Genomic DNA, 23,182 nt, shown 5'->3' with positions numbered 1-23,182 from the left:
CAATCTTGTTTTTTTATATCCAATATTTAGGGTATTGTCTTTCTCTAAATAGATTATTGTAAAAGGCAGAAGTGCATACTAGCAGAATTGCACAAAGTGTCACAGATAGTAGCATACCCCAGCCTGGATGGAAATTCACTGCTACGAGTGCACTTGCTGCAGAAGGTGGATGAAATGTATCTGTCAAAATCATTACAATTAATACAGCACCAATCACAACTGCATATGAAAGTATAGTTGTTCCTAGCAAACTCCAAATAGTAAGACCTAGTAGTGTACAAAGAAAATGTCCACCAACAACATGACGTGGCTGAGATAAAGGACCTTTATGCATGAAAAAAACAATTACACAGCTTGCACCAAGAGGAGCTAAGACAATAGGATTTTCGAGAAAAAGAGCTGCAGTACTGATTAGAATAATGGCGATGAGTCCACCTATTAGAGAAATGAATGAATCTAAAAAATTTATTCTTTCCTTCTTTTTTTCTTCACCTTTCATCTTTCTTAAATATGTCGTGAAGATGGAAAATGAAGCCATATTTTTTTCTTTAAGACCATGCTTTACATTCATAACTTCCTCTACTTTCTTTGTTACAATAAACCAACTGAATTATTAGTTGTATTATAATACAAACACTGGGAAATAAGGGTAAAATATGCTCGGAGAAAGTATTTCTGCTAGTTTCGTTTTGAATAAAAATGAATTGTTTATTTAGTTGATGAAGCAGATTGAAAACTTTTGAATGGGTAAAATGATGTGAAAGTATTGCACGAAAATACGAACTGTATAACCATTTTTAAAAATTAATGAAAACATTGATAGGAAAAACTTTGAATCAAATCTCAAAAACTATAAGAAACAGGAGTAACAGAGTCTGTTATTACTTTTTTCCCTCGAAGAAATATAAGGAAACAGCTTGATATAAGAAATTCACTTTGAAAACGAAAGTAAAAAGCTGATGATTTCAGCTCTTTACTTTCGTTTCCTTATGAATAAAAGTGTTACTATTTTTTAAATTCTAAAAGCAAATGATTTCTTAATTAATATATTTACAAATAATATCCTCTAAAGCATCAATAAATAATGGATCATCATTAGCAGCAGGTAAGTAATGATAGCTTTCACCACCAGCTTCCATGAAAATATTTTTATTTTCTTCTTCTAATTCTTCTAATGTTTCTAAGCAATCTGCTGTAAAAGAAGGAGCCAAAATAATGACATGCTTCTTACCTTGTTGTGCAAGGGCTTGAAGTGTTTCACTAGTAGATGGCTCAATCCAAGGCTCTTTCCCAAACTTTGATTGATAACATTCTATTATAGATACATTAGGAAATTGTTTTTGGATAGCTGCTGTTGTTTTTTGACAGCGTTTTGGATAATCATCTCCTGTATCTGCGTAACGAACCGGTATGCCATGATAGGATAAGACAACGCAATCAGGGTCACCATTCTTTGTGATACACTCTTTAATACGGTTGGTAAGTAAGTCGATAAAGAGCGGATGATCAGGAAAATCACGTATGAATACTAGTTCTGGAACGTCTCTCCATTTGCTAATTGTTATTACTACATTATCCCATACAGATGCGGTTGTTGATGATGAGTATTGTGGAAATAATGGAAGAACAATTAGTTTACGAACACCCCATTTATGTAATTTATCAAGTTCTTTAGAAACTGATGGATTCCCATAGTTCATCGCTAATGCTACTTTCATATGTTCAAATCGGAAACGCTGTTGTAGTGCAGCATGTTGTTTTTGACTATTAAGTAAAAGCGGTGAACCTTGTTCTGCCCAGATGGATTTATATAGTTCGGCAGATTTCTTTGGTCTTACCCGTAATATAATTCCGTGAAGTACAGGTAACCACTGAATTCTTGGTAAGTCTATGACACGACGATCGCTCAGAAATTCATTTAAATACGTTCTTACCGATGCAGGAGTAGGTTCATCGGGCGTACCTAAATTTACTAATAAAATTGCTGTCTTTTCCATAGTTCGCTCCTTTGTGATTTGATTCTATTCTAATATAATTATAAGCTAGAATGTATTTTGAGGCTAAGTATTATAAAGAAATATACCGGTAGTGGTATAATTAATGTATAACATCAACAATAGGGGGATTTTTTATGTCACAAATAGTATTACAAATAGATTTTCCAGCTAATGGCCCATTTGGTCAAGAAATGAGTGAAGCATACGCAGAGCTAGCGGATCATTTAGCAAAAACGCCAGGTCTTATCTGGAAAATTTGGACTGAAAATGCAGAAACGAAAGAAGCTGGGGGTATTTACCTTTTTACTGATCAAGAAAGTGCAAAAGCATATTTAAAAGAACATACTGCTCGACTTGAATCTTTTGGAATTCAAAATATCCGTGGAAAGATTTTTGAAATTAATGAAACTTTATCTAAAACAACAAAATTTGTTGGATAATGAATGCATTGTATAAATGAAAAATAGTATATGTAAAACATAGCTTTCCGAGTTTCGGAAAGCTCTGTTTTTTTATGCTGATTTTGAAAATGGAGGAGATTACATCTTCAGCTAATCTTCTTAGCAATATGGCAGATGATTTAAAGCTAATTGTAGATTCATTCAAAACAAAATGATGGCTGTGCCAAAAGTGATGATTATCACTTTTGGCACGCCTTTTTACTCTTTTATGATGCTTCGTACTAAAAGACCAAGTAGGAAATATTTTAGTGATGATATCTTTTTTGTTTAATAATGGAATAAAATGAAGGGAGGGGGTTACTATGAAAAAATTGAAGGTGTGTATTTAACCAAAATCGGTCTCGTGATTATTATATGTGTGATATTTTTAATTGGAATGATGGTACATTACTATGGGGAAATAATAGAATTACATAACAGTAGAAAAAATGAGTATACAAAAAAAGAGTAAATATCTTTATTCAGTGATGAAGAATCAATTTGGACTATTTTTTTAATTGATTCTTTTTTGTGTCATTTTGCTTATTTTTATTTACAGACTTTGTTGCGTAAGAAAAAGCGTAGTAAAAGCTAGAAACAGATCCGATTGCAAATATGATGAGAATTAAAAACAAACCAACAGTACCCATATAATCATCCTTTAATATATTTTCAAAATGGTACAAAAGTCCTACTTCAAAATAGAATCATAAACAGCGGCAATTAAGTAGGAGTGAGATTGAACTTTATATTTTTTATTATATGATATATCAATTTAATCAGTTTATAAACCTGTCAAATTTGGAGATTTTTGTTGAGTTCTTCTAATTAGTATTGATAATCATTATCATTTATAGTATATTTTATTAGTGTGAAAATTATGAAAAGGGGTGTGTGTAAATGATTGGAATTATTTTAGTTGCTCATGGTGCACCAAGATCTATAGATGAAGTAGATGATTATTTTAAACATATTTTAAAAGGGAAAACACCTTCTGCACCTATGTTAGACAATATTAAGAAACAATACCGAAAGTTTGGAACTTGTGATCCACTTGGTTCAATAACGTCAAGATTAGCGATAGGTATACAGAATGTTTTAGAATTAAGTCATAAAGACGTTAAAGTGTATAATGCATACAAACATACAGCTCCCTTTATTGATGAAACCGTTGGACAAATGATAGAGGATGGTATGAAAACAATTGTTACTTTACCTATAACGCCTATTTTTTCAAAAAAAGGTACAGGAGAATTTCAAGAGCAAGTTCAGACTCTAGTAAATAATATAGACAAAAGTATAGAGGTAATTCATATTCATAATTGGAATACACATCCAGCTTTAGTTTCTGTTCTTGCTAATAGAGTGAAAGATGCTTATTCTTGGTTATCAGAATCAGTTCGTCAAGATTCAGCTGTGCTATTTACTGTACATAGCCAACCTGTAAATCCAGAAATGAATCAAGTTTATGTTACACAATTTACACAATTAGCAACTGCGATTGCCAATGAAATAGGCTTGTCTAATTGGCAAACAACTTATAGAAGTGGTGCTAATAGAGATGGTTGGTTAGGCCCAAACGTGAAAGAAGCAATCCGTCAAATGCAAAAAGAAGGAGTTAAAGGTATCGTAACGTGTGAGTTGTTATCTTTAGTTGCTGATATCGAGTCATTTTTTGAAATTGGTGAAGAATGTCACGAATTATGTCAAGAATTAGATTTAGAATTTGCACGTGCAGAATTCCCTAATGATTCTTATGATATAGTGATAGCGTTAGCAGCGATTATAAACCAACAAATTAATAAATAGAAGACTTGAAAGTTTGGTATAATTAGTAAGAATCTTTCAGGAAAGTGGTGGATAGAGTGGAAGGGAATAAAGAACCTATTATTCAAATTACCGACTTACGAAAAAGTTTCTTAAACAATCAAGTCTTAAAAGGTGTCAATATCAACGTATATCCAGGACAAATAATTGGTTATATTGGTCCGAATGGTTCAGGTAAGAGTACTACCGTGAAAATTATGCTTGGTTTAATTGATCAATACGAAGGACAGGTGCTAATATTTGGTCAGGATATTCGTGATAGTGGCATAGAGTACAAGAAACATATTGGATATGTTCCTGAAATTGCGGAATTATATGATAGTTTGACGGCAAGAGAGTATCTTTTGTTCATTGGACAGTTGTATGGCTTAACAGAAGAAGTCATTGATCGAAAAGCAATACAATTAATGTCCATTTTTAATATTGAATCTGTCTACGGTGCAAAGATAGCTTCTTATTCAAAAGGCATGAAGCAAAAAGTAATGATAATTGCTAGTTTATTACATAATCCCGATATTTTATTTCTTGATGAGCCTTTAAGCGGCTTAGATGCTAATAGTGTTATTGTCGTCAAAGAGATTCTAGCTAAATTAGCATCAGAGGGGAAAACGATTTTTTATTCATCGCATATTATGGAAGTGGTAGAGAAAATAAGTAGCCGAATTCTACTGTTGAATAATGGAGAAATTGTTGCGGATGGCAGTTTTGAAGAGCTGAAAACGAAGAGTAGCAATGGTACACTAGAGGAAATTTTTAATCAACTCACCGGTTTTAGCGAGCATCAAAGTTTAGCTGAAAAGTTTGTTTCTATTGTACAAGCGGGTGACGGTTATGAAGGAATTTAAAGTATTAAAGTTTCTTGACCGTTTTCGTTCATTGCTTGAGAGATTCGAAGTGAATTATGATGCACTTCGATTGATTTTACAAATGAAGCTAATAATGGATGCTAGACGGGTACCTCTTGCGATAAGTGACTATAGGAAGAAAGATGGTAATGATACAGATAAAAATCAGTTTATTCGTTCACTATGGATTTATATATTATTTGGTCTTTTTCTGACTGTCTTCATTTTTATTGAAGCAAATTTTTTATATCAAATGACCATCTTTTTTGGCATATTAATGTTTATCGTGATGACATCCTTGATTTCTGATTTTTCAACTGTTTTATTAGATACAAAGGATAAGAATATTATTCTCTCAAAGCCGATTAACGAGCGAACATTAGGATTTGCAAAAGTTATACATATTTCAATTTATATGTTTTATCTTACAATGAGTGTTGGGGGACCCGGCTTAATAGCAGGGCTGATAAAACACGGTTTCGTCTTTTTCATCATTATGTTAATCGACTTGCTATTAATAAATTTATTAGTAATAGTTTTAACTGCACTATTATATTTAGTTATTTTGCGTTTTTTCGATGGCGAAAAGCTTAAAAGCATTATTAATTATGTACAAATTCTTTTATCTATTGGGCTTGCTGTTGGCTATCAATTAGTTGGTAGGGTATTTAATATTGTGAATTTTGAAATCGTTTTCGAGCCAAGTTGGTGGCATTATTTCATGATTCCAGTATGGTATGCAGCACCTTTTGAAATAGTGTTAAAGGGTGAAGTGACCCCTGATCTCGTTTCATTTTGTATATTAGGTGTGATTATACCTTTAGTAGCAATTTTACTATATATTAAGCTAATGCCGATGTTTGAGCGAAATTTATTAAAACTATCGCAAGTTAGTACCCAAAATAAAATATCACATAATAGGCTTATGAAGATATGGTCGCGTTTGCTATGTAGAGAGAGAGAAGAAAGAATATTTTTTCACTTTGCTAATGAACTAATGAAAAGCGAAAGGGAATTTAAATTAAAAGTATTTCCTGCATTGGGATTATCGATTATTTTCCCGTTCATTTTTATTTTTAATAGCATTAGTTCAGATGGATTGCAAAATATCTCTCCTGGAACCTTTTACTTTATATATTTTTGTGGGTTAATGATTCCAAATCTAGTCTATATACTTCAGTTTTCTGAGAAGTATAAGGCAGCATGGATATATCGAAGTGTTCCAATCAAGGATGCGAATTGTGTAAATAAAGGAGTTTTAAAAGCGGCTTTAGTTCGTTATTTATTACCATTGTTTATAATACAAAGCATCTGCTTTGTTTACTTGTTTGGAATGAATATTCTTATAGATTTAATCGTTGTGATTTTGAGCATTGCTTTGTTTACGATGTTTTCGGCTAAAATTCTCGTAAAGGCTTTACCATTTTCTTTAGCTTTTGAAAATGCAAAAGCTGATACAGTGAAAATGTTTACTGCCATGTTTATACTAGGAGGACTGGCGCTTGTTCACTTTGTTATTCAACTTCTAGGAATTTATATTTTGGTTGGTTATATCATTATTTTAGTAGTACTTAATTATTTTGTTTGGAAGTAGGATTAAAAAAACAACTATTCCTTCTACAATGAATGGAATAGTTGTTTTTTGAGTTATAAGTAGTATTAATAATCCATATTATTCAGATATCGTTTTAATCTAAAATAATTGAGCCCGAAGATAGAAAATACATAAATAATAATTCCTAATAAGGAGCAAATAAGAATGATTACGTATGCATTCACATGATCATTCATTACTTTTTCAACTGATAAGACTAGTAATGTCATTGTAAATGTAGAAAGGAGATAGCTTATTAATCTAAATTTAGCACTCTTGAAATTAAATCCTATCCTGTTGTAGATTAAGTAAACATTGAATGCTAATGAACTAAAGTATCCGCAGTATGTGGCTATAATAAAGCCTTCTTCATGTAAGGAATGAGGTAATACTATGTTCAATATTATTTTAATTAGGATACCAAGTAATAAGCCATATATTAATTTTTTATGTTGATTAATTGCTTGTAAAATGGAAGAAGTAACCCCATAAAAGGCAATCAATATAGCTGCTGGTGCATAAATAGAAAGTAAATGACCACCTAAGCCGGGAGAGTTGCTTTCACCAAACAGCACGAAATATAATGGTTCAGCTAAAATGAAAATGCCTAAGGAAGCGGGAAAAATGAGCAAAGTTAGCATTAAAAAGCATTGATTCATTTGATGCCTTAAAGTGACAAAATCTTTTTGAATAAATGATTTTGTAATAGTAGGTATAATCGATACACTAAGCCCTGTTGTAATAGATACAGGTATTAATACTAAAATCTGCGCTAACCCAACAACCGAATTTACGGTTTCCGCATGAACTTGAGAATAACCAATATTCATTAGTATTTTATTAATTGTAAATGTATCAATGTTCTGATAAATAGGGAGTGTTAGTCCTATTATTACAAAAGGAATCGAGTACATAATCATTTCTTTATAAATGCTTTGAATTGATATTTTGTTAGAAACCTGTTCTTGATTTATTGATTTGAAAAAGAAATCCTTCTTTCTCCATATTCCAAATAAAAGAATTCCGATACTAAATAAAGCACCGATAAATGCTCCAAATGTACCAATACCAACAGCTTTTGTGATTGATGAATGAAAGACTTTTATCGCAATAAATACGCCGATTAAAATAAAGAAAACTCTAGTTAATTGCTCAATGAATGTACTAACAGCTGATGGTCCCATTGTCTGAAATCCTTGAAAAAAACCTCTTAGAAAGCTCATTGGTGGGATGAGAAGTAAAGCAAAGCTTACCATTCTAATAACATATGTAACACTTTCTATTGAGTTGCCATCACTATGTTGATCTACAACCATTCTTGCAAGGGTAGGAGATAAATTATAAAGAATAACAAAAGCAGCAAATCCAGAGAATATCATTGCTATGATACCGTATTTGAAAATTTTCTGTACAATATCTTCCTTCCCCAACTGATTATACTTAGAAACCATCTTAGAAATGGCTAATGGTATACCCATTGTGGAAAGGCTAATCATGATTGTATAGGGCCCATATGCATATTTATATAATGCGTATCCAGATGTTCCTACTAAGTTAGTAAAGGGAATGATATAAATAAAACCTAATATTTTTGATAATAATGAAGCGGCAGAGAGTAACATTGTCCCTTTTAATAATTTATTTGCCATAGCTTTTCTCCATTTATAAATCACTATTTTAATGTCATATTAACATAAATATCCATAAAATTGCTCGTTAATTGTTTAGGAAGCATTTTATTTTGAGAAAGTTCGGCCGGTTGAATATAATACACTTCTCCAAGTGGTATTAGAGAATGTTGAGTTAGGTAATGACATAGTTCTTACAGCTCCTTTCACAGATGAACTAGAAAATGCCAGTTGGCTTCATGTTGGCATGATGGCAAAAATTATGCAGCAGCATGTGCAATTGAAAGTGATAAGTGTACATGTTGACAAGCCAACGATGTTGTCCAGACTAATAAGTAGAAATGAACTTAGAGACACTTGGAAGCTGAATAATTGGGATGAATATATTAAAATTATATCTGAAGTGAAAATAGCGTGGGATTGGGATTTATATAAGGAATATACTTTTGACAATAGTGATTGTTTACCTATATTTTATGATCTTAAAGTGAATAATTTAATTAACTGGTTAAATGGCTAAGGCTTGGGCTGTCCTAAAGGTGATTGAAAGCACTTTTAGGACAGCTTTTTTACTTAAGTCTTATATCGAATTCGAACATACAATTTTTGAATAACCTTTTGATTTATGGAAAAAGCCAAGTTTTTCAACGATTAGTTCAGCCGTAGCAAGTGTATGTTATAAAATTGCATAATTATCAATGAAAAGATTATATGAATCTGAATTCCAAACAAACTATGTTCCAAATTTTCAATAGTATTTTTAAAATCCAAACAGTTAAAATATTTATGTGATTGACAAGTTTGAATGTGAATTAAGCTGTTAGATTCTGATACATTCACCTAATAAGAAAAAAAGAATATAGTAAAGCATCCGTCAATTTTGAAATTATGAGGTGAATGATTTGCATAGTAGATTCTCTGATGTAATTCAGTATGTAATTCAGCCATGGGATACGATTCCCATGATTGCTCAAAGATTTAATATTCCAATGGATGAGATTGTTAAAGCAAATCCTAGAATAAATTCAACAGGGCTATTTATAGGGCAAATATTAAATATTCCAAATGGTTTACGTGATGAGAAATGTATGAGTGAAAGTGAATATGAATTACGAAGTGATATGCGCTCTCTTTGGGAGCAACACGTGGCATGGACACGAATGGCTATTATGAGCTTAGTATTCAATTTGCCAGATGTAAATGTTGTTCTAACACGTTTACTACAAAACGCTCCAGATATGGGCGATTCATTGAGACCATTTTACGGAAAACGAAATGCTAAGAAGTATAGTGAATTAATAAAGGAGCATTTGCTTATTGCTGCGGATCTTGTGAAAGTAGCTATTGCAGGAAATACACAAGAAGTTGAAAGACTTGAAAAAAAGTGGTACGCCAATGGAGATGATATTGTCCAATTTTTAAGCAGTATAAATCCTAATTTTCCTAAAGAAGAATTTAGAAAAATGTTCTATGAGCATTTAGCATTAACAAAAGCAGAAGCTGTTGCTATGATTACAAAGGATTATAAAACAAGTGTAGAATTATATAATAAAATCGAAGCGGAAGCTTTGGAAATGGCTGACGAAATTAGTGATGCCATTGTGAAGCAATTTCCACGAAAATTCAAGTGAATCTAATTTAATAAGATAATCAACAAAATTATAATATTTGTATAAAAAAACTCCTTGAGAATCAGGAGTTTTTTATTTTAATTAATTTAGTGCTTTAATATTATGAAAATATGTATTTTTTTAACAAAAAAGGTTTTTTATTATAAATATGTCCTATTAATATTTGAGCAATAGGTAGATAGACTACTATTCGAAGGGTAAATAAGGCTCAAGATAAATAAGACTATTGTTTTAGTGAAATATCATTGACAGAAAGGTGGTTAAGGGAGGATTTGTTTGTAAGTGTTTTCAAAAAAGGGGGATATTTTATGTTTAAGAAAAAATCTTTATTTTTAGCTTTAATTTTATGTGTTGTGTTAGTGATAAGTGCTTGTAGTGATAAAACTAGCACAGAGAAGGAAGACAAAGATGTTGGAAAGACAGACGCTAAAAGCAACTTTTTACTCGTTTCTGGTGATACAGTGTCGGAGCAGGGTGGCTGTGTTCTTGCTAGTCGTTATACGGTTGGGGACAAAATTGTTTTTCGTATGGATGCGATTGACCCTGATACTAATAAACAAGCTGAAGGTGCTGTATTAAAGGTTCACTTATCTACTGGTGAAGTTTTGGATATGGAATATGGGGAACACCCTCCTAAAGCGGAAAATGCAGCGAAGTTCTGGGTAGCTGCATATCAAGTTACAGATAAAACGCCTGCAGGAACATTGAACTATCATGTAACTGCTGAAAAGGGAGATAAAAAAGGGGAATTTAGTCCGTTTAATGTCGCGCAATCTTTATTAACAATCGTTGCTGCTGACGCTGTAAATGGAAAAAATCAGGAAGCAAAGGTAACAGAAGAGAAGAAACCTGAACTTAAGGAAGAGGTTAAAACTAATCAAAATATTGATTTAGTCGCAACTAATTTTAAATTTAATCAAGATACATTTTATGTAAAAGCTGGTGAGGAAGTTACTTTGAAACTTACTTCCAAAGAAGGTACTCATGGCGTATCAATTTCTGGTTTGAATGTTTCTCTTGATAAACCAAATGGTACAGTAAAATTTACTCCAAAAGAAGCTGGTGAATATCAAATTGCTTGTAACGTCTTCTGTGGAGAGGGGCATGGAGGCATGATTTCCAAGCTTGTGGTTGTAAAATAAGAGAAAGGGTTGAATAGTTTGTCTAAAAATCTATTAAAAACTCTAGTTTCAGTGATAGCAGCGATTTCACTCGTAATAGGTTTAAGCGCTTGTAATAAAGAGGAATCAAAACCAGCTTCTAATTCCGAGAAAACAGAAAAAGAAATAAAATCAGCTGATTCACAAAAAGGTGAAGCTTTAAAAAATAATATAAAATTATCTAGTATTAGAGGCACAGTTCGGAATGAGGTTCAATTTACTGTAAGTGATTTAAAACCGAATTCATCTGCTGAATTAATATGGAATGAAGTAGATGGAAAGTATAATGTAAAAGGTGTTTATGAAGTAATTGGACCTGAATTTACCGAGAAAGATGTTACTTTAGTAAAAGGAACAAGTAATGCTAACGGTGTATGGGAGGGCTCTTTCAAGGTACCTGAAGGATTTGGTGGAGATTACACTATTTATGTGAAAGAGGATAATAAGAAAGTAGGTCAAACAGCGTATACAGTTGACCCTACGTTTGTTATGACTCCAACATCTGGTCCTGTCGGTACAGAAATTACTGTAAAAGTAGAAGGCTTAGGATGGAGCACGTATATGCGTAATTGGCAGTTAACATATGATAATAAATATACTGGGCTCGTTACTGCCATCTCAACTAATGGAACGGCAGAAGCAAAATTTCGAGCTGCAGGTACACCTGGTAAACATGCGATTAGATTACGTACTGGTTATCTAGGTATGCAATATATCAATTATTTACAATCACCGTACCCAGACAAACCCGCACCTGATTTTATGTTTGAAATTACGGGTGAGGAAGCAGTAGCGAAAAATTATGTAGAGCCTGCTCCAACAGCTGCAGACGGCGGTGTAAAGATGCCTGAACTGAAAAATAAGTCGGGTGTTGAAGTGGCCTTGAATAAGACTGAAGGAGAAGTAGGAGAAGCTGTTAATATGACAGCGAAAGGCTTACCAAAGGATAAAAAAGTGGATATTGTTTGGAACACAATGAAAGGTAGTCGAGTTTCAGGGTTAGGTTTTTCAGAAACGTCTGCTAAACTTCAAACTGTAACTACTAACAGCGAGGGTGGATTCACATATGAGTTCAAAGTGCCAGATGATCTTGGGGGGAGTCCTCATCGCATCGATTTGAAAGTAGGAAATGAAGTGTATGGTCAAGGATATTTACGAATACTTCCTTCTATCGTAAAGTATTCCCCAACATCTGGACCTGTAGGAACGAAAATTCAAATCACTATTAAAGGTGGAGGCTGGACAGAATTTGATAATGCCTATTACTTAACTTATGATAATGCCTATACGGGATACTTGTAGGCTTGTTATCTATAAACTAGATTGAATATGAGCTTGAAAAGCCTATACAATAGGGTTTTTTGATTTTCTATATAAGTAACTTAGAGGTCAAAAGGGCTAAGCGACCACATTTTGACCACATTTTCTTAAAAAATATTGGAATCAGCCATATACTCTGCAAATTTACTCACTGCTTCATTCTCCATTTTCTCTGTCACATGAGAATAAATATTTCCTGTGGTCATGATATCTTTATGTCCTAATCTATCTTGAATTTCCTTCAAAGTAACACCAGATTCTAATAACATTACAGCATGTGTATGTCTCATATCATGAATGCAGATCTTTGATACTTCACACTTTTTCATGATTCTTTCAAGAGCTGTTTGTAATGTTCGTGATCGTAGTCTTTTTCCATTTGGTTTGCAAAATACAAAATTCAGCTTTGAGTATTTATCACCAAATAAAAGTTTGTTCTTTTTATTTTCTAAAATTCTTTTTTTAAGCTCATTTGCTAAAAAATCATCGATTTTGATTTTACGATACGATTTATCTGTTTTGGGTGGACCGAAAGCATCTTCATCATTAGATAGGTGATAAAGAAGTGTTTTATTAATATGAATTAGATTGTTTTCAAAATCTATATCTTCCTCTTGAAGGGCCATTGCTTCTCCTTTCCTTATTCCTGTTCTAATAAGAGTTAAGAAGAAATAATAGTAAATCATTTTATCTTCAATGCATTTTTTTAAAAACTGATTGATTTCTGGTTTAGTCCAATAATGAATTTTATCATCTTTTTCTGTTTCTATTTTCTTTATTACAACTCCTGTACACGGATTCTTGATAATTAATCCTAATAGTACAGCTTTTGACATGGCATTACTCATAGTCGCATTAATATGTTTAACAGTTGTTTCTTTTCTAGTTTCAAGTAGATAATTAATATATTTTTGGTACTGATGTAAATCTAATTTTTTGATCTTCATATTACCGAATATAGGTAGTAAATGTTTTTTAATAGTACGCTTATGGGATTCAAAAGTTGATGGTTTAACTTTTCCTTTTTTATAAGTTTCAATCCATTCATTTAAATATTGATTAAATGTTACCTCAGTAGTAACTTGACCATTATTTTCCTCAATTTCTTTATAGGCAGAAAGTGCTTTATTATACGCCTCTTTTTTTCCATCTGCTCTTCTTGTTATTTGTCTTCTTTTACCTGTTGCAGGGTCTGGAGGGCCTTCAATCGTACATTTCCACTTATAGCCTTGCTTATTTTTTGCAGGTAATTGTTTAAAATATGCCATTATTAATCCTCCTTTTATTTAATAGTAAAACTCATTGTTCTTTTATTTGGCAGTAATGTTAGCACTTCATTTATATCTGGAATTTGCATTACAAATTGATTAATTAGATACGGATCAATTCCATATTCTTCAGCTCTTCTTTTTACAGAAGTTAAGTTTATTCCAATTTCATTAGGTTTTGTGTTGCTGATAATCAAGTCTGACATATTAATAGAAGCACTAATCTTATTATCATCAAATAGATTTCTTTCTTTATGTTCTGTAGGTTTACAAACATTAAAGAAGAATGAACGTTTATCCCAGTCTACCTCAAAGTCTTCTAGAGTTAGTACATACCAATAAGGAACTAGTTGATCATTAAGATATTCAAAATAAAGATTCTGTTTTGCCATGTTGTCATCTTCTTTCTATTTTGATTTATTTGTTAATTGTCTATGTAGTTGAGCTAGTATCCTATTAGTTTCTTTTGAATATGGAGGTGCTTTCGGATAAAGAGTCTCCATATACATACGATGTTCTTCATCTGCTTTTGCTTGCATCAATTGATTTCTATAATGAATTAATCTATTTTTTGCGAATTCTTCAGTTACATTAAATTTTTCTGATACAAAAGTAATTCCAGATTCTATGTTTAAATAATTTGCTGTTTGATAATTAAATAGCATGAAAGTTGGAACACAAAATTGATACATGAAATTGTCTGCTTGGTATTCTTGTAAATCTCTAAAATGTTTTCTTAATTTATGTTGCTTTCCAACATGTTTAACATAATGACCAAACTCATGCCCAAAGTCTTGCCATTGTTCTTGGGTAGTTAGTCTATTATCCAAAGATATTGTAAACATTCCATTAGTAGTTTCAATTAAGTCACTTTTCTCATTTTCATATTCAATCCATATATCAAAAGTATTTGCGATATGATACATATCTATTTCGTGTGGGTTGGTAATCGATAAGGTATGATAAAAATCTCGAATATCTTCTTCTAGTTGTGTAAATATGTATTTCATCTTTTAACCCCCAAAAAATAAGAATATATGTTCTGTTGTATGGTAAAAAAAATAAGGGAACAAAAGTGTTAGAAAAAATTGTCGGCATTTATTGCCTGTCATTATTTCTGTCAGCAACTATTGCCGACAATCTTTCCTACACTGTTTCCTACAATACTTCCTATAGTCTTTCCTGTAATCTTTCTACATTATTAAACTAAATAAAACTAAACAAAATATAATATAATTCTATAAAACTATTACATAGATTATTTCATTGAATTTTCATAGAAAGTATTTTTACGCATTTGTTCACTTTCTCTAAATTGTTCAGCTTCAGGTATTCTATTGAATTCAACCGTTTTATCAAAATTATTTTTTATTACTTCTTCAATTTCTTCTAGAGTAACATTAAAGAATTCTCTTCTTTTATTAACCATGTTTACTTTTTTAGCATCAAAAGCATTATGTAGTGCTGCTTCTAATTTAGGAGCATCTTCAGTGAAAATCATAGCATGAATATCAAAATTAAAAGGTACAGACGCATCACTTAATTCTGTTACTCGCTCGGTAGGATCAAGTCTTCTTGTCATGCCTATTTTATAAATATCTTTTCCAAAAGAACCTATATTAGAAATGATATATACATATCCAGCTTTTTTATTTGCTTCTCTATAATCTAAATCTTTTAGTGAGGATTCAATTTCATTTAATTTACTTTCAATTTCTTCCTTTTTAATTAGTAAATCATGATTTGTTTCATCGTTTTCTAATTGTTTTAGTATTTTATCTAATGCATTATTATAATGTTTCTTTTCTTTATCAATATTTTTTCTGGTTTCAACAAGCTCTTTTTCAAGTTTTGCTTGTTCTCTCATTTCTTCTCTAATACGCTTTGCTTCTTCTTTCTCGTCTTGCTTTTTTACAGCATATTCATATGCGAGATTCAGTTCATCCAGTTTTAAAGAAAGGTATTCATCAGAAATAGATACTTTGGTTGATTGGTTAAGTTTGTTAAGTGATTCACATGATTTAATAATACGCTTTCTCATATTATCAACATTGCTAAACTTAACTTTATCTATTGCATTGTCACATTCAGTATTAAAAGAACGTAAAATTTGTTTAATATTATCATTAGTCATTTTTCTTCCTTTGGCTTTGCTTCCGTCAACAGTCCAATTATCAAAATAGTGACATGCTACTTTATTTTTAATCATTTCTTTTTGTTGTTGTCTTATTTGATTTAGTTTTTCTTTATATAAATCAGAATTAGCAAAGTCATAAATAGGTTTATAAATTGCAAATTCTTGAAATAATATTTCATCGTCTAAGACGATTAACTCTTTTTGTTTATCTTTAATGGCAACTTCTACTCTTGTTAAATCTTCTAGAACTTTATTAAGTTGGTTATCTTTATTTTTTATAGTAACCTCTAATTCCTCTATTTTTTCTGATAAATTTATTATTGTTTGTTGTTCTGGGGAGAGCTGTCTCTCAAGTAAAGTGATTTTTTCTTTTAATTTTTTGTTTTCTGATGCTTTAAATATGTCGAGTAGTCCCATCTTTACCTCCTAGTTGAATATCTTGATGTGAATAACTGGTAATTAATTAGGTGGGAAGTTTGCTTATTAAGGTTGTTTATTCACCATATGTTGATATATGGTGAATAATACTATTTTTTCCTTGGTCTTGGCTGGCGTTGACCAGGTAGACGGCCTTTTTGTTTCTCTAAAATGCGAGCGATTCTTTCTAATGCTTCTGACTCACTTATTTCTCCATCTCTAGCAGCAATTTGTTTATTTGAATCTTCTAGAATTTGCTTGGCTTTTTCTCGATAATCATCTGAGTTATTAACAGGATTAAATTCAGGATTTTCTGTTCTGCCTAAAAGGTAATCTATAGATGTATTTAAAGCATCTGCTAAATCTACTAACATTTCATTAGATGGAGTACTATGTCCATTTTCATAATTACTAATAGTTCCTTTTGTTGTTTTAACTTTTATTGCAAGTTGTTCTTGTGTTAATTTGTGTGCTTTTCGAGCCGCCTTCATCCGTACAGAAAGCATAATTACCGCACCTTTCTATTAATTAAGTACAAGTATATTGTACTACAGATTGTAAATATAAAATAAAAAATACAAGAAACTCATACTTTTGTGTTGACGTATAAGAATCTTGTACTTATAATGTAGACATAAGGTACAAGAAACTCATACAAAGGTGGTGTTATAAATGAAAAATTCAAACCTTATAAAGGCTCGAAAAGCCGTAGGCTTAACACAATCAGATCTAGCATCAAAGTTGAATTATACCAAGCAAGCTGTATCTAATTGGGAAAATGGATATTCAACACCTAGAATATTAGATGCAATCAAAATATCAGAAATTTTAAACAAGGATATTAACCACCTTTTTTTAGAATCTGAAGTACAAGAAAATCATACAAATTCAGCTTAGGAGGGTTTAATATGATCCAAGTAAATTTAGACTTCACAGATGAACAATTTAGAAGAGTTCTTCGTGAAGAAATTCAAAAAGCTGTATCGAATGTTATCAAACAAAATCAATTACCACCAATGCTTACTAGAAAAGAATTTATGGAATTATTCAACATCAGTCAAACAAAAGCATCTGAATTATTAAACAGACCTGACTTTCCAGTGTTTCGTGAAGCAGGTGTACTTATCCCGACTCACTTGCTTATGAAGTGGGTTGAAAAAAATACAAAATGGGTTGATGATAACACAAATTATTTTAATAAAGTCGTTTAGTTATTAACTAAAATATAAATCTTTATTTAAAAACTTAGGAGGAGAACAAAATGGCGAACATTTTTAATGGAGCCACTCTTTATTCGCCATCGCAGATAGGAAGCATCTTAAGAATTTCAAGAGAGCGAGCTTGTCAAGAAGAACAAAGAACAAAGAAATATGTAGCAGAGCAGTTAGGTATTACGGTTCAACGTTTAACAAATATTGAGGCAGGTTTTTCACAACCGCCATTTGAATTAGCAACTGATTGGTGCAGGGTTGTAGGTGACTATACTGCATTATCACAAATAAAGCATATTTACAAAATGGGTTTACCACCGACTGATCCAAGACTCTTGGAAAGTGTACCTAATCAATTAAACAATCTTGTTGCACAGGCAGAAGGTGCAATCGAAGCTGCTAAAAAGCTTTCAAAAATAAGTATGAATATGAGACCTGGAGACATGTTTAATGAAGTTCAAAACTATGAAGTTGTGAAACTAGCAGAAGAAATATTAGATATGCAACAAGCTGCTGAAGCAACACTCATATCTTTGTGTAATAACTGGGGAATTAATTTTGATGATGTTGTTAAGAACTGGACTCAAGAAGCAATAGCGGACAGAGTGATTATACCTTCCGTTAGCCAATATGAAAATATACGAAAAGAACAATTTTTCGCTAATAGAATGAGAAATTTCTAGGAGGTTGAAAACATGGTTATCACTGCTGGAGAATGGCTAAAGCTTTCATCATTTGAAAAACATTTGTTGCTAAGAAACAGCTTAAAAAAACATTAAGGGAGATGTAGCAAAATGGCACATATGTTAGAAAATCCAATGGTTATTGATCGTTTATGGGAAAGATTCGAAAAAGAACCTGAAGTTATTGGTGAATGTGCAGGTTGCGGTGAAGAAATTTATGCAGGACAAGATATATATGATTGCGAAGGTGAATTGGTTCATCAAGATGAAGAATGCTGCATGCAATTTGTCGGTAATAAATCATGGTGCAAAGTTGCAGGGGAATAAAAAAGACTTCTGTTGGCGCAGAAGTCGAGTGTTTAACAAATTTGATTATTGATAGTTTAGCACATTAATAGAAAACAGTAAAGAGAGGTTATTTTCATGGCAGTTAATCTTAATGCGATATCTACTCGTGATATGGATAGAAATGAATGGTTAATGGAACGTTCAAAAGGAATTGGCGGCTCAGATGCTGGTATTATTCTTGGCTTAAATAAATACAAAACTCCGTTTGAATTATGGCTTGAAAAAACAGGTCAAGTTGCTCCGCAAGAGATTGATAATGAAGCTATTTACTGGGGAAACGAAATGGAAGATGTGGTTGCTAAAGAATTTGAAAAACGAACTGATAAAAAGGTGCGTCGTTCTAACTTTATGTATAGTCATCCAGAGTATCCATTCATTCGAGCGAATGTAGATCGTTTAGTCGTTGGGGAATCTGCTGTATTGGAATGCAAAACGGCTAGTGCTTACTTAGATAAAGAGTGGAAAGATGATGAAATTCCAGCCACTTATCTTGTTCAAGTTCAACATTATTTAGCTGTTACAGGAAAAGAAAAAGGCTATATTGCTGTGTTAATCGGTGGAAATCATTTTGTTTGGAAAGAGATTGAACGGGATGAAGAGCTTATCCAAATGATTATTGATGCCGAAAAGCATTTTTGGGATTATCATGTGCAACAAGGTCATCCACCAGCATTAGATGGTTCTAGTGCAGCAGAGAAATATTTAAAAGAGAAATATGAACGTGCTGAATCAGAGAAAGAGGTTGTTCTTTCATCTGATTGCAAAGATTACTTACTTCAATATGAACAAGTTAAAGCTGATGAGAAGCTAATTAAACAAGCTAGAACAGAAATTGAAAATAAATTGAAAGCTGAATTGAAGGATGCCGAATTTGGCATTACTGATAGTTTCTTAGTTTCTTGGAAGAATCAAACTAGGAATCTAGTAGATACAAAAGCACTGAAAGAAAAATTTCCTGAAATATATAAGCAAGTTATTAAACCGTCGTATTCTCGTAAATTCGGAGTGAAGGAGATTGGATAATGGCTACTAATCAAGCGTTAAAAAATCAATTAGCAAATAAACAGGAGACAGCTACACAAGTTTCTCCACAATCTTTGGGTCTTAAGAATTTATTAAATGCTCCAACAATGAAAAAGAAATTTGAACAAGTGCTTGATAAAAAGGCACCGCAATTTATGTCATCACTTCTAAATTTATATAATGGCGATCCGAACATACAAGCAGCTGAGCCTATGAGTATTGTTTCATCAGCTATGGTAGCAGCAACATTAGATTTACCTATTGATAAGAACTTAGGATATGCATGGATTGTTCCTTTCTATGATAACAAGAAAGGCCATAAAGCAGCACAATTCCAACTTGGGTATAAAGGATACATTCAGTTAGCATTACGTACTGGTCAATATAAAGGTATCAATGTCATTACGGTACGTGAAGGAGAACTAATTAAGTGGAATCGTCTTACTGAAGAAGTCGAACTAGATTTAGATGCAGCTACTAGTGATAAGGTTATTGGTTATTGCGGCTATTTTAAATTGATTAATGGATTTGAAAAAACGGTTTACTGGACACGAGAAGAGATTGAGGAACATCGTATCAAACACAACAAGATGAAAGATAAAAAAGCTTTAAATAATGTTTGGAAGTCGGACTACGATGCTATGGCAATGAAAACTGTTTTACGAAACATGTTAGGTAAATGGGGAATTCTTTCTATCGAAATGCAAACAGCAGTTATGGAAGATGAGAAGGAAGAATCAGAAATGAAAGATATTACGGATGAAGCAACAGAAATAGTTGATGTAGAAGATCCAAACATTATTGATGTACAAGCTTCTGAAGAAAAAGATAAGCCGTCTATTCATGAACAGCAAGACCTTAAATTCGAATGATTTTATCTAAAGAAATTAAATATCGTGTCTTGCTTCCATCGTTGATTTGGGAGCAAGCACATGATAATTCGGAGTTTAAGAGATTGATATTGAAATACATGAAACGGTATGAAAACTATAATGTGAATTCAGTTGAAAATGGTTTTGCTATTTGTACAAGAAAGGAGGGGTAGCAACTTGAACTACATAAAGTTAATTAACGCATTCTATGATCGGCTCGAGACAAATCCACTCAGCACATCGGCAATTGCTTTATGGCACGCATTAGTGCATGTAAACAATAAGGCCGGATGGCAGAGAGAATTTTCGGTGGCTGCATCGGTGTTATGTGTTAAAACAGGCCTCTCTGAAAGAACTATTAGCAATGCAAGAAATGATTTAAAAGTAAAAGGTTATATAGATTTTAAATCTAGAAAAGGAAATAAGTCGGCTATTTACTTGTTGGTAGACTTGTCGGAAATGATTGCTAACAATGTTTCTTACAATCTTTCCGACAGTTCTTCTGACAATGTTTCTACATTAAATAAACAAAAAGAAACTAAACCAAAACAATTAAATAATGATGATGAACGCGGAAAGATAATGAGATTTTATGAGGAGAATGGGTTCGGAACAATAGGCACCCTTATAGCTGAAAAAATACATTATTGGTGTGATGACATATCTCCAGAACTTGTTTTAGAAGCTTTAAAGAGAACTGTAATGAATGGAAAGACGAACTTTACTTATACCGAGACAATCTTACAAAACTGGATGTCTAAGAAATTAAAAACTTTAGAAGATGTGAATGCTGAAGACTTGGCATATAAGCAACAGAAAAGTAAACAGCGTGCTTATTCAGGACCTAAAAACCGTCATACAAGAGAAGAGCTTGTTCCAGATTGGTTACATAGTAATCCTGAAAATCAAAATACGTCTTCTCAAGTAGATTCAGCTATTGAACAACAAAAGATTGCAGATTTACAGCAAAGACTTAGACAAAAATATGCTAAATAGCTATCGGGAGGAATAACGACGTGGCATTTTATCAGAAAGGTATAGAAAGCAACTTAGACAAACGTTTTATGAAGCATAGTCGTACAAAGCTTTATGTGATGTTAGAAGATGTTGAAATTGATTGGTACTGGGATGAAAAAGATGTAAAAGAGTTCGATAAATCCTTTAAACGAGGCATGAACGTTGAAGAATTAGCAAATAAGTTCAATCGTTCACTTGAGGAAATCGCTTTAATGGTTATTGATCGCAGCTTAAGAGCTTAGGAGGAGACAGCATGAATGAACTAATTAAAACTTCAAACAATGAAAATGGCGAGATTATTATCAGTGGTCGTGAGCTTCATGGGTTTTTAGGAAGTAAGGAACGATTTAGTAAGTGGTTTGAGAAAATGTGCTCCTATGGATTTGATGTCAATATAGATTATACCCCGTACCAAATGGTACACCCTCAGAATAAACAAGAATTTACTGATTACGCTATGAAGTTAGATATGGCTAAAGAAATTTCTATGTTGCAGCGTTCTGAAAGAGGAAAGCAAGCCAGACATTACTTTCTTAAGTTAGAGAAGCTTTGGAATAGCCCTGAAATGGTCATGAAACGTGCACTTGAATTTTCTAATCGTCAGATTCAAGAAATGAAAACACAATTACTCATTCAAGAGCCTCTAGTTTCATTTGCTGAAACATGTATGGCATCTGAAAAGTCTCTTCTTGTGCGTGAAGTTGCTAAGATTTGTTGCAAGAAAGGCATAATGGTCGGTGAAAAGAAGCTATGGCAGAAATTAAGAGATTGGAAGTTAGTCTTTGCTGATAAGAACGAGCCTTATCAAGAGTACCTTAATCGTGGATATTTTGAAGTTTCACAAGGTGTAAAGGAAACATCAAAGGGTACGCTTACTTGGTTGACAATGCGTGTCACACCTAAAGGACAAGCCTATATTATGAATCGATTAAAGAAAGAAGTAGCAGCATAGGAGGTTTAATTTTGGCAATAGCATCAAAATATGGTTCAAAAAAGGTTGAAATAGATGGCATAGTTTTTGATTCAAAGATAGAAGCTCGATATTATGAACAGCTTAAATGGTTGCAACTTCATGGTGAAATTCTTTTCTTTCGTATCCAGCCAAGGTACTTGCTCCAAGAGGCTTTCGTAAAGAACGGAACTAAGTTTCGGAAGATTGAATATATTGCAGATTTCGAGATTCATCATACTAATGGATCCATTGAAGTAGTAGACGTTAAAGGGATGGAAACAGAAGCTTTCAAAGTGAAGAAGAAGCTTTTTGAATATAAGTATCCTCACCGTTTATCACTTATTACATATTCGAAGATTGATGGAGGTTGGATAGAGCTAGAACAATTTAAGAAAAATCGAAAATTGAGAAAGAAGGCGAAGTCATGAAGCATAAAAAAGATGCAAAATGGGTTACTCTTATCAAATTCGAAAATGGCAGACAGGTTTGTGTATATGAACCACTTCGCAAGTATCAATTAAATAATAAATTGCAGCAAGGCTGGAAGAAGATTAGTTAGATAACAAAAGAATTATTGTGTATCACAGAAACTTTAAAATATATATTTTTGTTGCATAGTATAGAAAAACTATTCTTTTTAGTGTCCTTAGAATCCAAAAAGCTAGTAAATGTTTTTCATAAAATGATTTAATTCTTTTCATAAAAAGTGAACTCCCAATTTTTTGATGGAAATACTTTATCGAAAAATATGCATGTAGTAAACGGTAATTTTAGGAATTGAATCCATCATTGATTTAAGAAACACAAGGTTG

At 32.3% G+C, this 23,182-nt stretch carries 27 protein-coding genes; 19 read left to right on the top strand and 8 right to left on the bottom strand.

Annotation, left to right across the window (positions count from 1 at the left end; genetic code table 11):
* Nucleotides 1-13: 13 nt before the first annotated feature.
* Both TX86_RS09430 and hemH (TX86_RS09425) read right to left on the bottom strand, forming a co-directional pair.
* A complete protein-coding gene (locus tag TX86_RS09430; RefSeq protein ID WP_042348322.1) occupies nucleotides 14-571 on the bottom strand; it encodes an HPP family protein in 558 nt (185 codons plus the stop codon).
* A gap of 466 nt (nucleotides 572-1,037) precedes the next feature.
* Nucleotides 1,038-1,997 (bottom strand): ferrochelatase, encoded by a 960-nt coding sequence (gene hemH, locus TX86_RS09425; protein WP_042348320.1) that lies wholly within the window; start codon nucleotides 1,995-1,997, stop codon nucleotides 1,038-1,040.
* A gap of 134 nt (nucleotides 1,998-2,131) precedes the next feature.
* Here hemH (TX86_RS09425) and TX86_RS09420 point away from each other — a divergent pair, with 134 nt between their 5' ends.
* From TX86_RS09420 to TX86_RS09405, 4 genes are all read left to right on the top strand, one after another.
* On the top strand, nucleotides 2,132-2,437 hold the full coding sequence (locus TX86_RS09420; protein ID WP_042348319.1) for a monooxygenase: 306 nt from the start codon (nucleotides 2,132-2,134) through the stop codon (nucleotides 2,435-2,437).
* 900 nt (nucleotides 2,438-3,337) lie between these two features.
* Entirely contained in the window at nucleotides 3,338-4,246 is a 909-nt protein-coding gene (hemH, locus tag TX86_RS09415) for a ferrochelatase (protein ID WP_042348317.1), read from the top strand.
* A 56-nt stretch (nucleotides 4,247-4,302) separates the two neighbouring features.
* Nucleotides 4,303-5,109, top strand: coding sequence for an ABC transporter ATP-binding protein (locus tag TX86_RS09410; protein WP_042348315.1), 807 nt, complete (start codon nucleotides 4,303-4,305; stop codon nucleotides 5,107-5,109).
* Nucleotides 5,096-6,703, top strand: coding sequence for a hypothetical protein (locus tag TX86_RS09405; RefSeq protein WP_042348313.1), 1,608 nt, complete (start codon nucleotides 5,096-5,098; stop codon nucleotides 6,701-6,703). Before TX86_RS09410 ends, TX86_RS09405 begins: the two co-directional genes overlap by 14 nt.
* 65 nt (nucleotides 6,704-6,768) lie before the next feature.
* On the opposite strand, the gene TX86_RS09400 is transcribed toward TX86_RS09405, so the two are convergent.
* Nucleotides 6,769-8,352, bottom strand: coding sequence for a putative polysaccharide biosynthesis protein (locus TX86_RS09400; protein ID WP_042348312.1), 1,584 nt, complete (start codon nucleotides 8,350-8,352; stop codon nucleotides 6,769-6,771).
* Nucleotides 8,353-8,485: 133 nt separating this feature from the next.
* Here TX86_RS09400 and TX86_RS09395 point away from each other — a divergent pair, with 133 nt between their 5' ends.
* From TX86_RS09395 to TX86_RS09380, 4 genes are all read left to right on the top strand, one after another.
* Entirely contained in the window at nucleotides 8,486-8,851 is a 366-nt protein-coding gene (locus tag TX86_RS09395; RefSeq protein ID WP_042348311.1) for a hypothetical protein, read from the top strand.
* Nucleotides 8,852-9,233: 382 nt separating this feature from the next.
* Entirely contained in the window at nucleotides 9,234-9,962 is a 729-nt protein-coding gene (locus tag TX86_RS09390; RefSeq protein ID WP_230203604.1) for a LysM peptidoglycan-binding domain-containing protein, read from the top strand.
* A gap of 308 nt (nucleotides 9,963-10,270) precedes the next feature.
* Nucleotides 10,271-11,104, top strand: coding sequence for a cupredoxin domain-containing protein (locus TX86_RS25720; RefSeq protein WP_052343612.1), 834 nt, complete (start codon nucleotides 10,271-10,273; stop codon nucleotides 11,102-11,104).
* A gap of 18 nt (nucleotides 11,105-11,122) precedes the next feature.
* Nucleotides 11,123-12,424 carry a CBM20 domain-containing protein gene (locus TX86_RS09380; RefSeq protein WP_042348310.1) on the top strand — a complete coding sequence of 434 codons (1,302 nt, stop codon included), beginning with the start codon at nucleotides 11,123-11,125 and terminating at the stop codon, nucleotides 12,422-12,424.
* Between the two features lie 125 nt (nucleotides 12,425-12,549).
* On the opposite strand, the gene TX86_RS09375 is transcribed toward TX86_RS09380, so the two are convergent.
* From TX86_RS09375 to TX86_RS09355, 5 genes are all read right to left on the bottom strand, one after another.
* Nucleotides 12,550-13,710: a tyrosine-type recombinase/integrase gene (locus TX86_RS09375; protein WP_042348308.1), complete on the bottom strand. Its 1,161-nt coding sequence runs from the start codon at nucleotides 13,708-13,710 to the stop codon at nucleotides 12,550-12,552.
* 14 nt (nucleotides 13,711-13,724) lie between these two features.
* Nucleotides 13,725-14,102, bottom strand: a complete 378-nt coding sequence (locus TX86_RS09370; RefSeq protein WP_042348305.1) for a hypothetical protein — start codon at nucleotides 14,100-14,102, stop codon at nucleotides 13,725-13,727.
* A 15-nt stretch (nucleotides 14,103-14,117) separates the two neighbouring features.
* Complete coding sequence (locus tag TX86_RS09365; RefSeq protein WP_052343611.1) at nucleotides 14,118-14,720, bottom strand: ImmA/IrrE family metallo-endopeptidase; 603 nt, start codon at nucleotides 14,718-14,720, stop codon at nucleotides 14,118-14,120.
* 248 nt (nucleotides 14,721-14,968) lie between these two features.
* Entirely contained in the window at nucleotides 14,969-16,264 is a 1,296-nt protein-coding gene (locus TX86_RS09360) for an SNIPE associated domain-containing protein (protein WP_042348303.1), read from the bottom strand.
* 110 nt (nucleotides 16,265-16,374) lie between these two features.
* Entirely contained in the window at nucleotides 16,375-16,770 is a 396-nt protein-coding gene (locus tag TX86_RS09355) for a helix-turn-helix domain-containing protein (protein ID WP_042348301.1), read from the bottom strand.
* Between the two features lie 166 nt (nucleotides 16,771-16,936).
* Here TX86_RS09355 and TX86_RS09350 point away from each other — a divergent pair, with 166 nt between their 5' ends.
* The 11 genes from TX86_RS09350 (at nucleotide 16,937) to TX86_RS27430 (ending at nucleotide 22,929) form a co-directional block, all read left to right on the top strand.
* Nucleotides 16,937-17,161 carry a helix-turn-helix transcriptional regulator gene (locus TX86_RS09350; protein WP_042348299.1) on the top strand — a complete coding sequence of 75 codons (225 nt, stop codon included), beginning with the start codon at nucleotides 16,937-16,939 and terminating at the stop codon, nucleotides 17,159-17,161.
* An 11-nt stretch (nucleotides 17,162-17,172) separates the two neighbouring features.
* Complete coding sequence (locus tag TX86_RS09345) at nucleotides 17,173-17,475, top strand: hypothetical protein (RefSeq protein ID WP_042348297.1); 303 nt, start codon at nucleotides 17,173-17,175, stop codon at nucleotides 17,473-17,475.
* A gap of 50 nt (nucleotides 17,476-17,525) precedes the next feature.
* Nucleotides 17,526-18,158: a helix-turn-helix domain-containing protein gene (locus tag TX86_RS09340; RefSeq protein ID WP_042348294.1), complete on the top strand. Its 633-nt coding sequence runs from the start codon at nucleotides 17,526-17,528 to the stop codon at nucleotides 18,156-18,158.
* Between the two features lie 111 nt (nucleotides 18,159-18,269).
* A complete protein-coding gene (locus TX86_RS09335) occupies nucleotides 18,270-18,485 on the top strand; it encodes a hypothetical protein (protein WP_052343610.1) in 216 nt (71 codons plus the stop codon).
* 96 nt (nucleotides 18,486-18,581) lie between these two features.
* The gene (locus TX86_RS09330; RefSeq protein WP_042348293.1) at nucleotides 18,582-19,529 is read left to right on the top strand and encodes a YqaJ viral recombinase family nuclease; all 948 of its coding nucleotides are present in this window, start codon (nucleotides 18,582-18,584) and stop codon (nucleotides 19,527-19,529) included.
* The gene (locus TX86_RS09325) at nucleotides 19,529-20,401 is read left to right on the top strand and encodes a recombinase RecT (protein ID WP_042348289.1); all 873 of its coding nucleotides are present in this window, start codon (nucleotides 19,529-19,531) and stop codon (nucleotides 20,399-20,401) included. The genes TX86_RS09330 and TX86_RS09325 overlap by 1 nt, the downstream gene beginning before the upstream one ends.
* Before the next feature lie 177 nt (nucleotides 20,402-20,578).
* Entirely contained in the window at nucleotides 20,579-21,397 is an 819-nt protein-coding gene (locus tag TX86_RS25715) for a DnaD domain protein (protein WP_052343609.1), read from the top strand.
* Between the two features lie 20 nt (nucleotides 21,398-21,417).
* The gene (locus tag TX86_RS09315) at nucleotides 21,418-21,660 is read left to right on the top strand and encodes a hypothetical protein (RefSeq protein ID WP_052343608.1); all 243 of its coding nucleotides are present in this window, start codon (nucleotides 21,418-21,420) and stop codon (nucleotides 21,658-21,660) included.
* An 11-nt stretch (nucleotides 21,661-21,671) separates the two neighbouring features.
* Nucleotides 21,672-22,370, top strand: coding sequence for an antA/AntB antirepressor family protein (locus TX86_RS09310; RefSeq protein WP_042348287.1), 699 nt, complete (start codon nucleotides 21,672-21,674; stop codon nucleotides 22,368-22,370).
* 11 nt (nucleotides 22,371-22,381) lie between these two features.
* Complete coding sequence (locus tag TX86_RS09305; RefSeq protein WP_081707620.1) at nucleotides 22,382-22,798, top strand: DUF1064 domain-containing protein; 417 nt, start codon at nucleotides 22,382-22,384, stop codon at nucleotides 22,796-22,798.
* Nucleotides 22,795-22,929, top strand: coding sequence for a hypothetical protein (locus TX86_RS27430; protein ID WP_268258246.1), 135 nt, complete (start codon nucleotides 22,795-22,797; stop codon nucleotides 22,927-22,929). Before TX86_RS09305 ends, TX86_RS27430 begins: the two co-directional genes overlap by 4 nt.
* Nucleotides 22,930-23,182 lie beyond the last annotated feature (253 nt).

This window comes from Bacillus massiliigorillae, from assembly GCF_000380245.2.
Classification (GTDB): Bacteria; Bacillota; Bacilli; order Bacillales; family DSM-1321; genus Bacillus_AD; species Bacillus_AD massiliigorillae.
The sequence above is the reverse complement of the archived record's forward strand: the minus strand, read 5'-3'. Positions and strand labels throughout refer to the sequence as shown.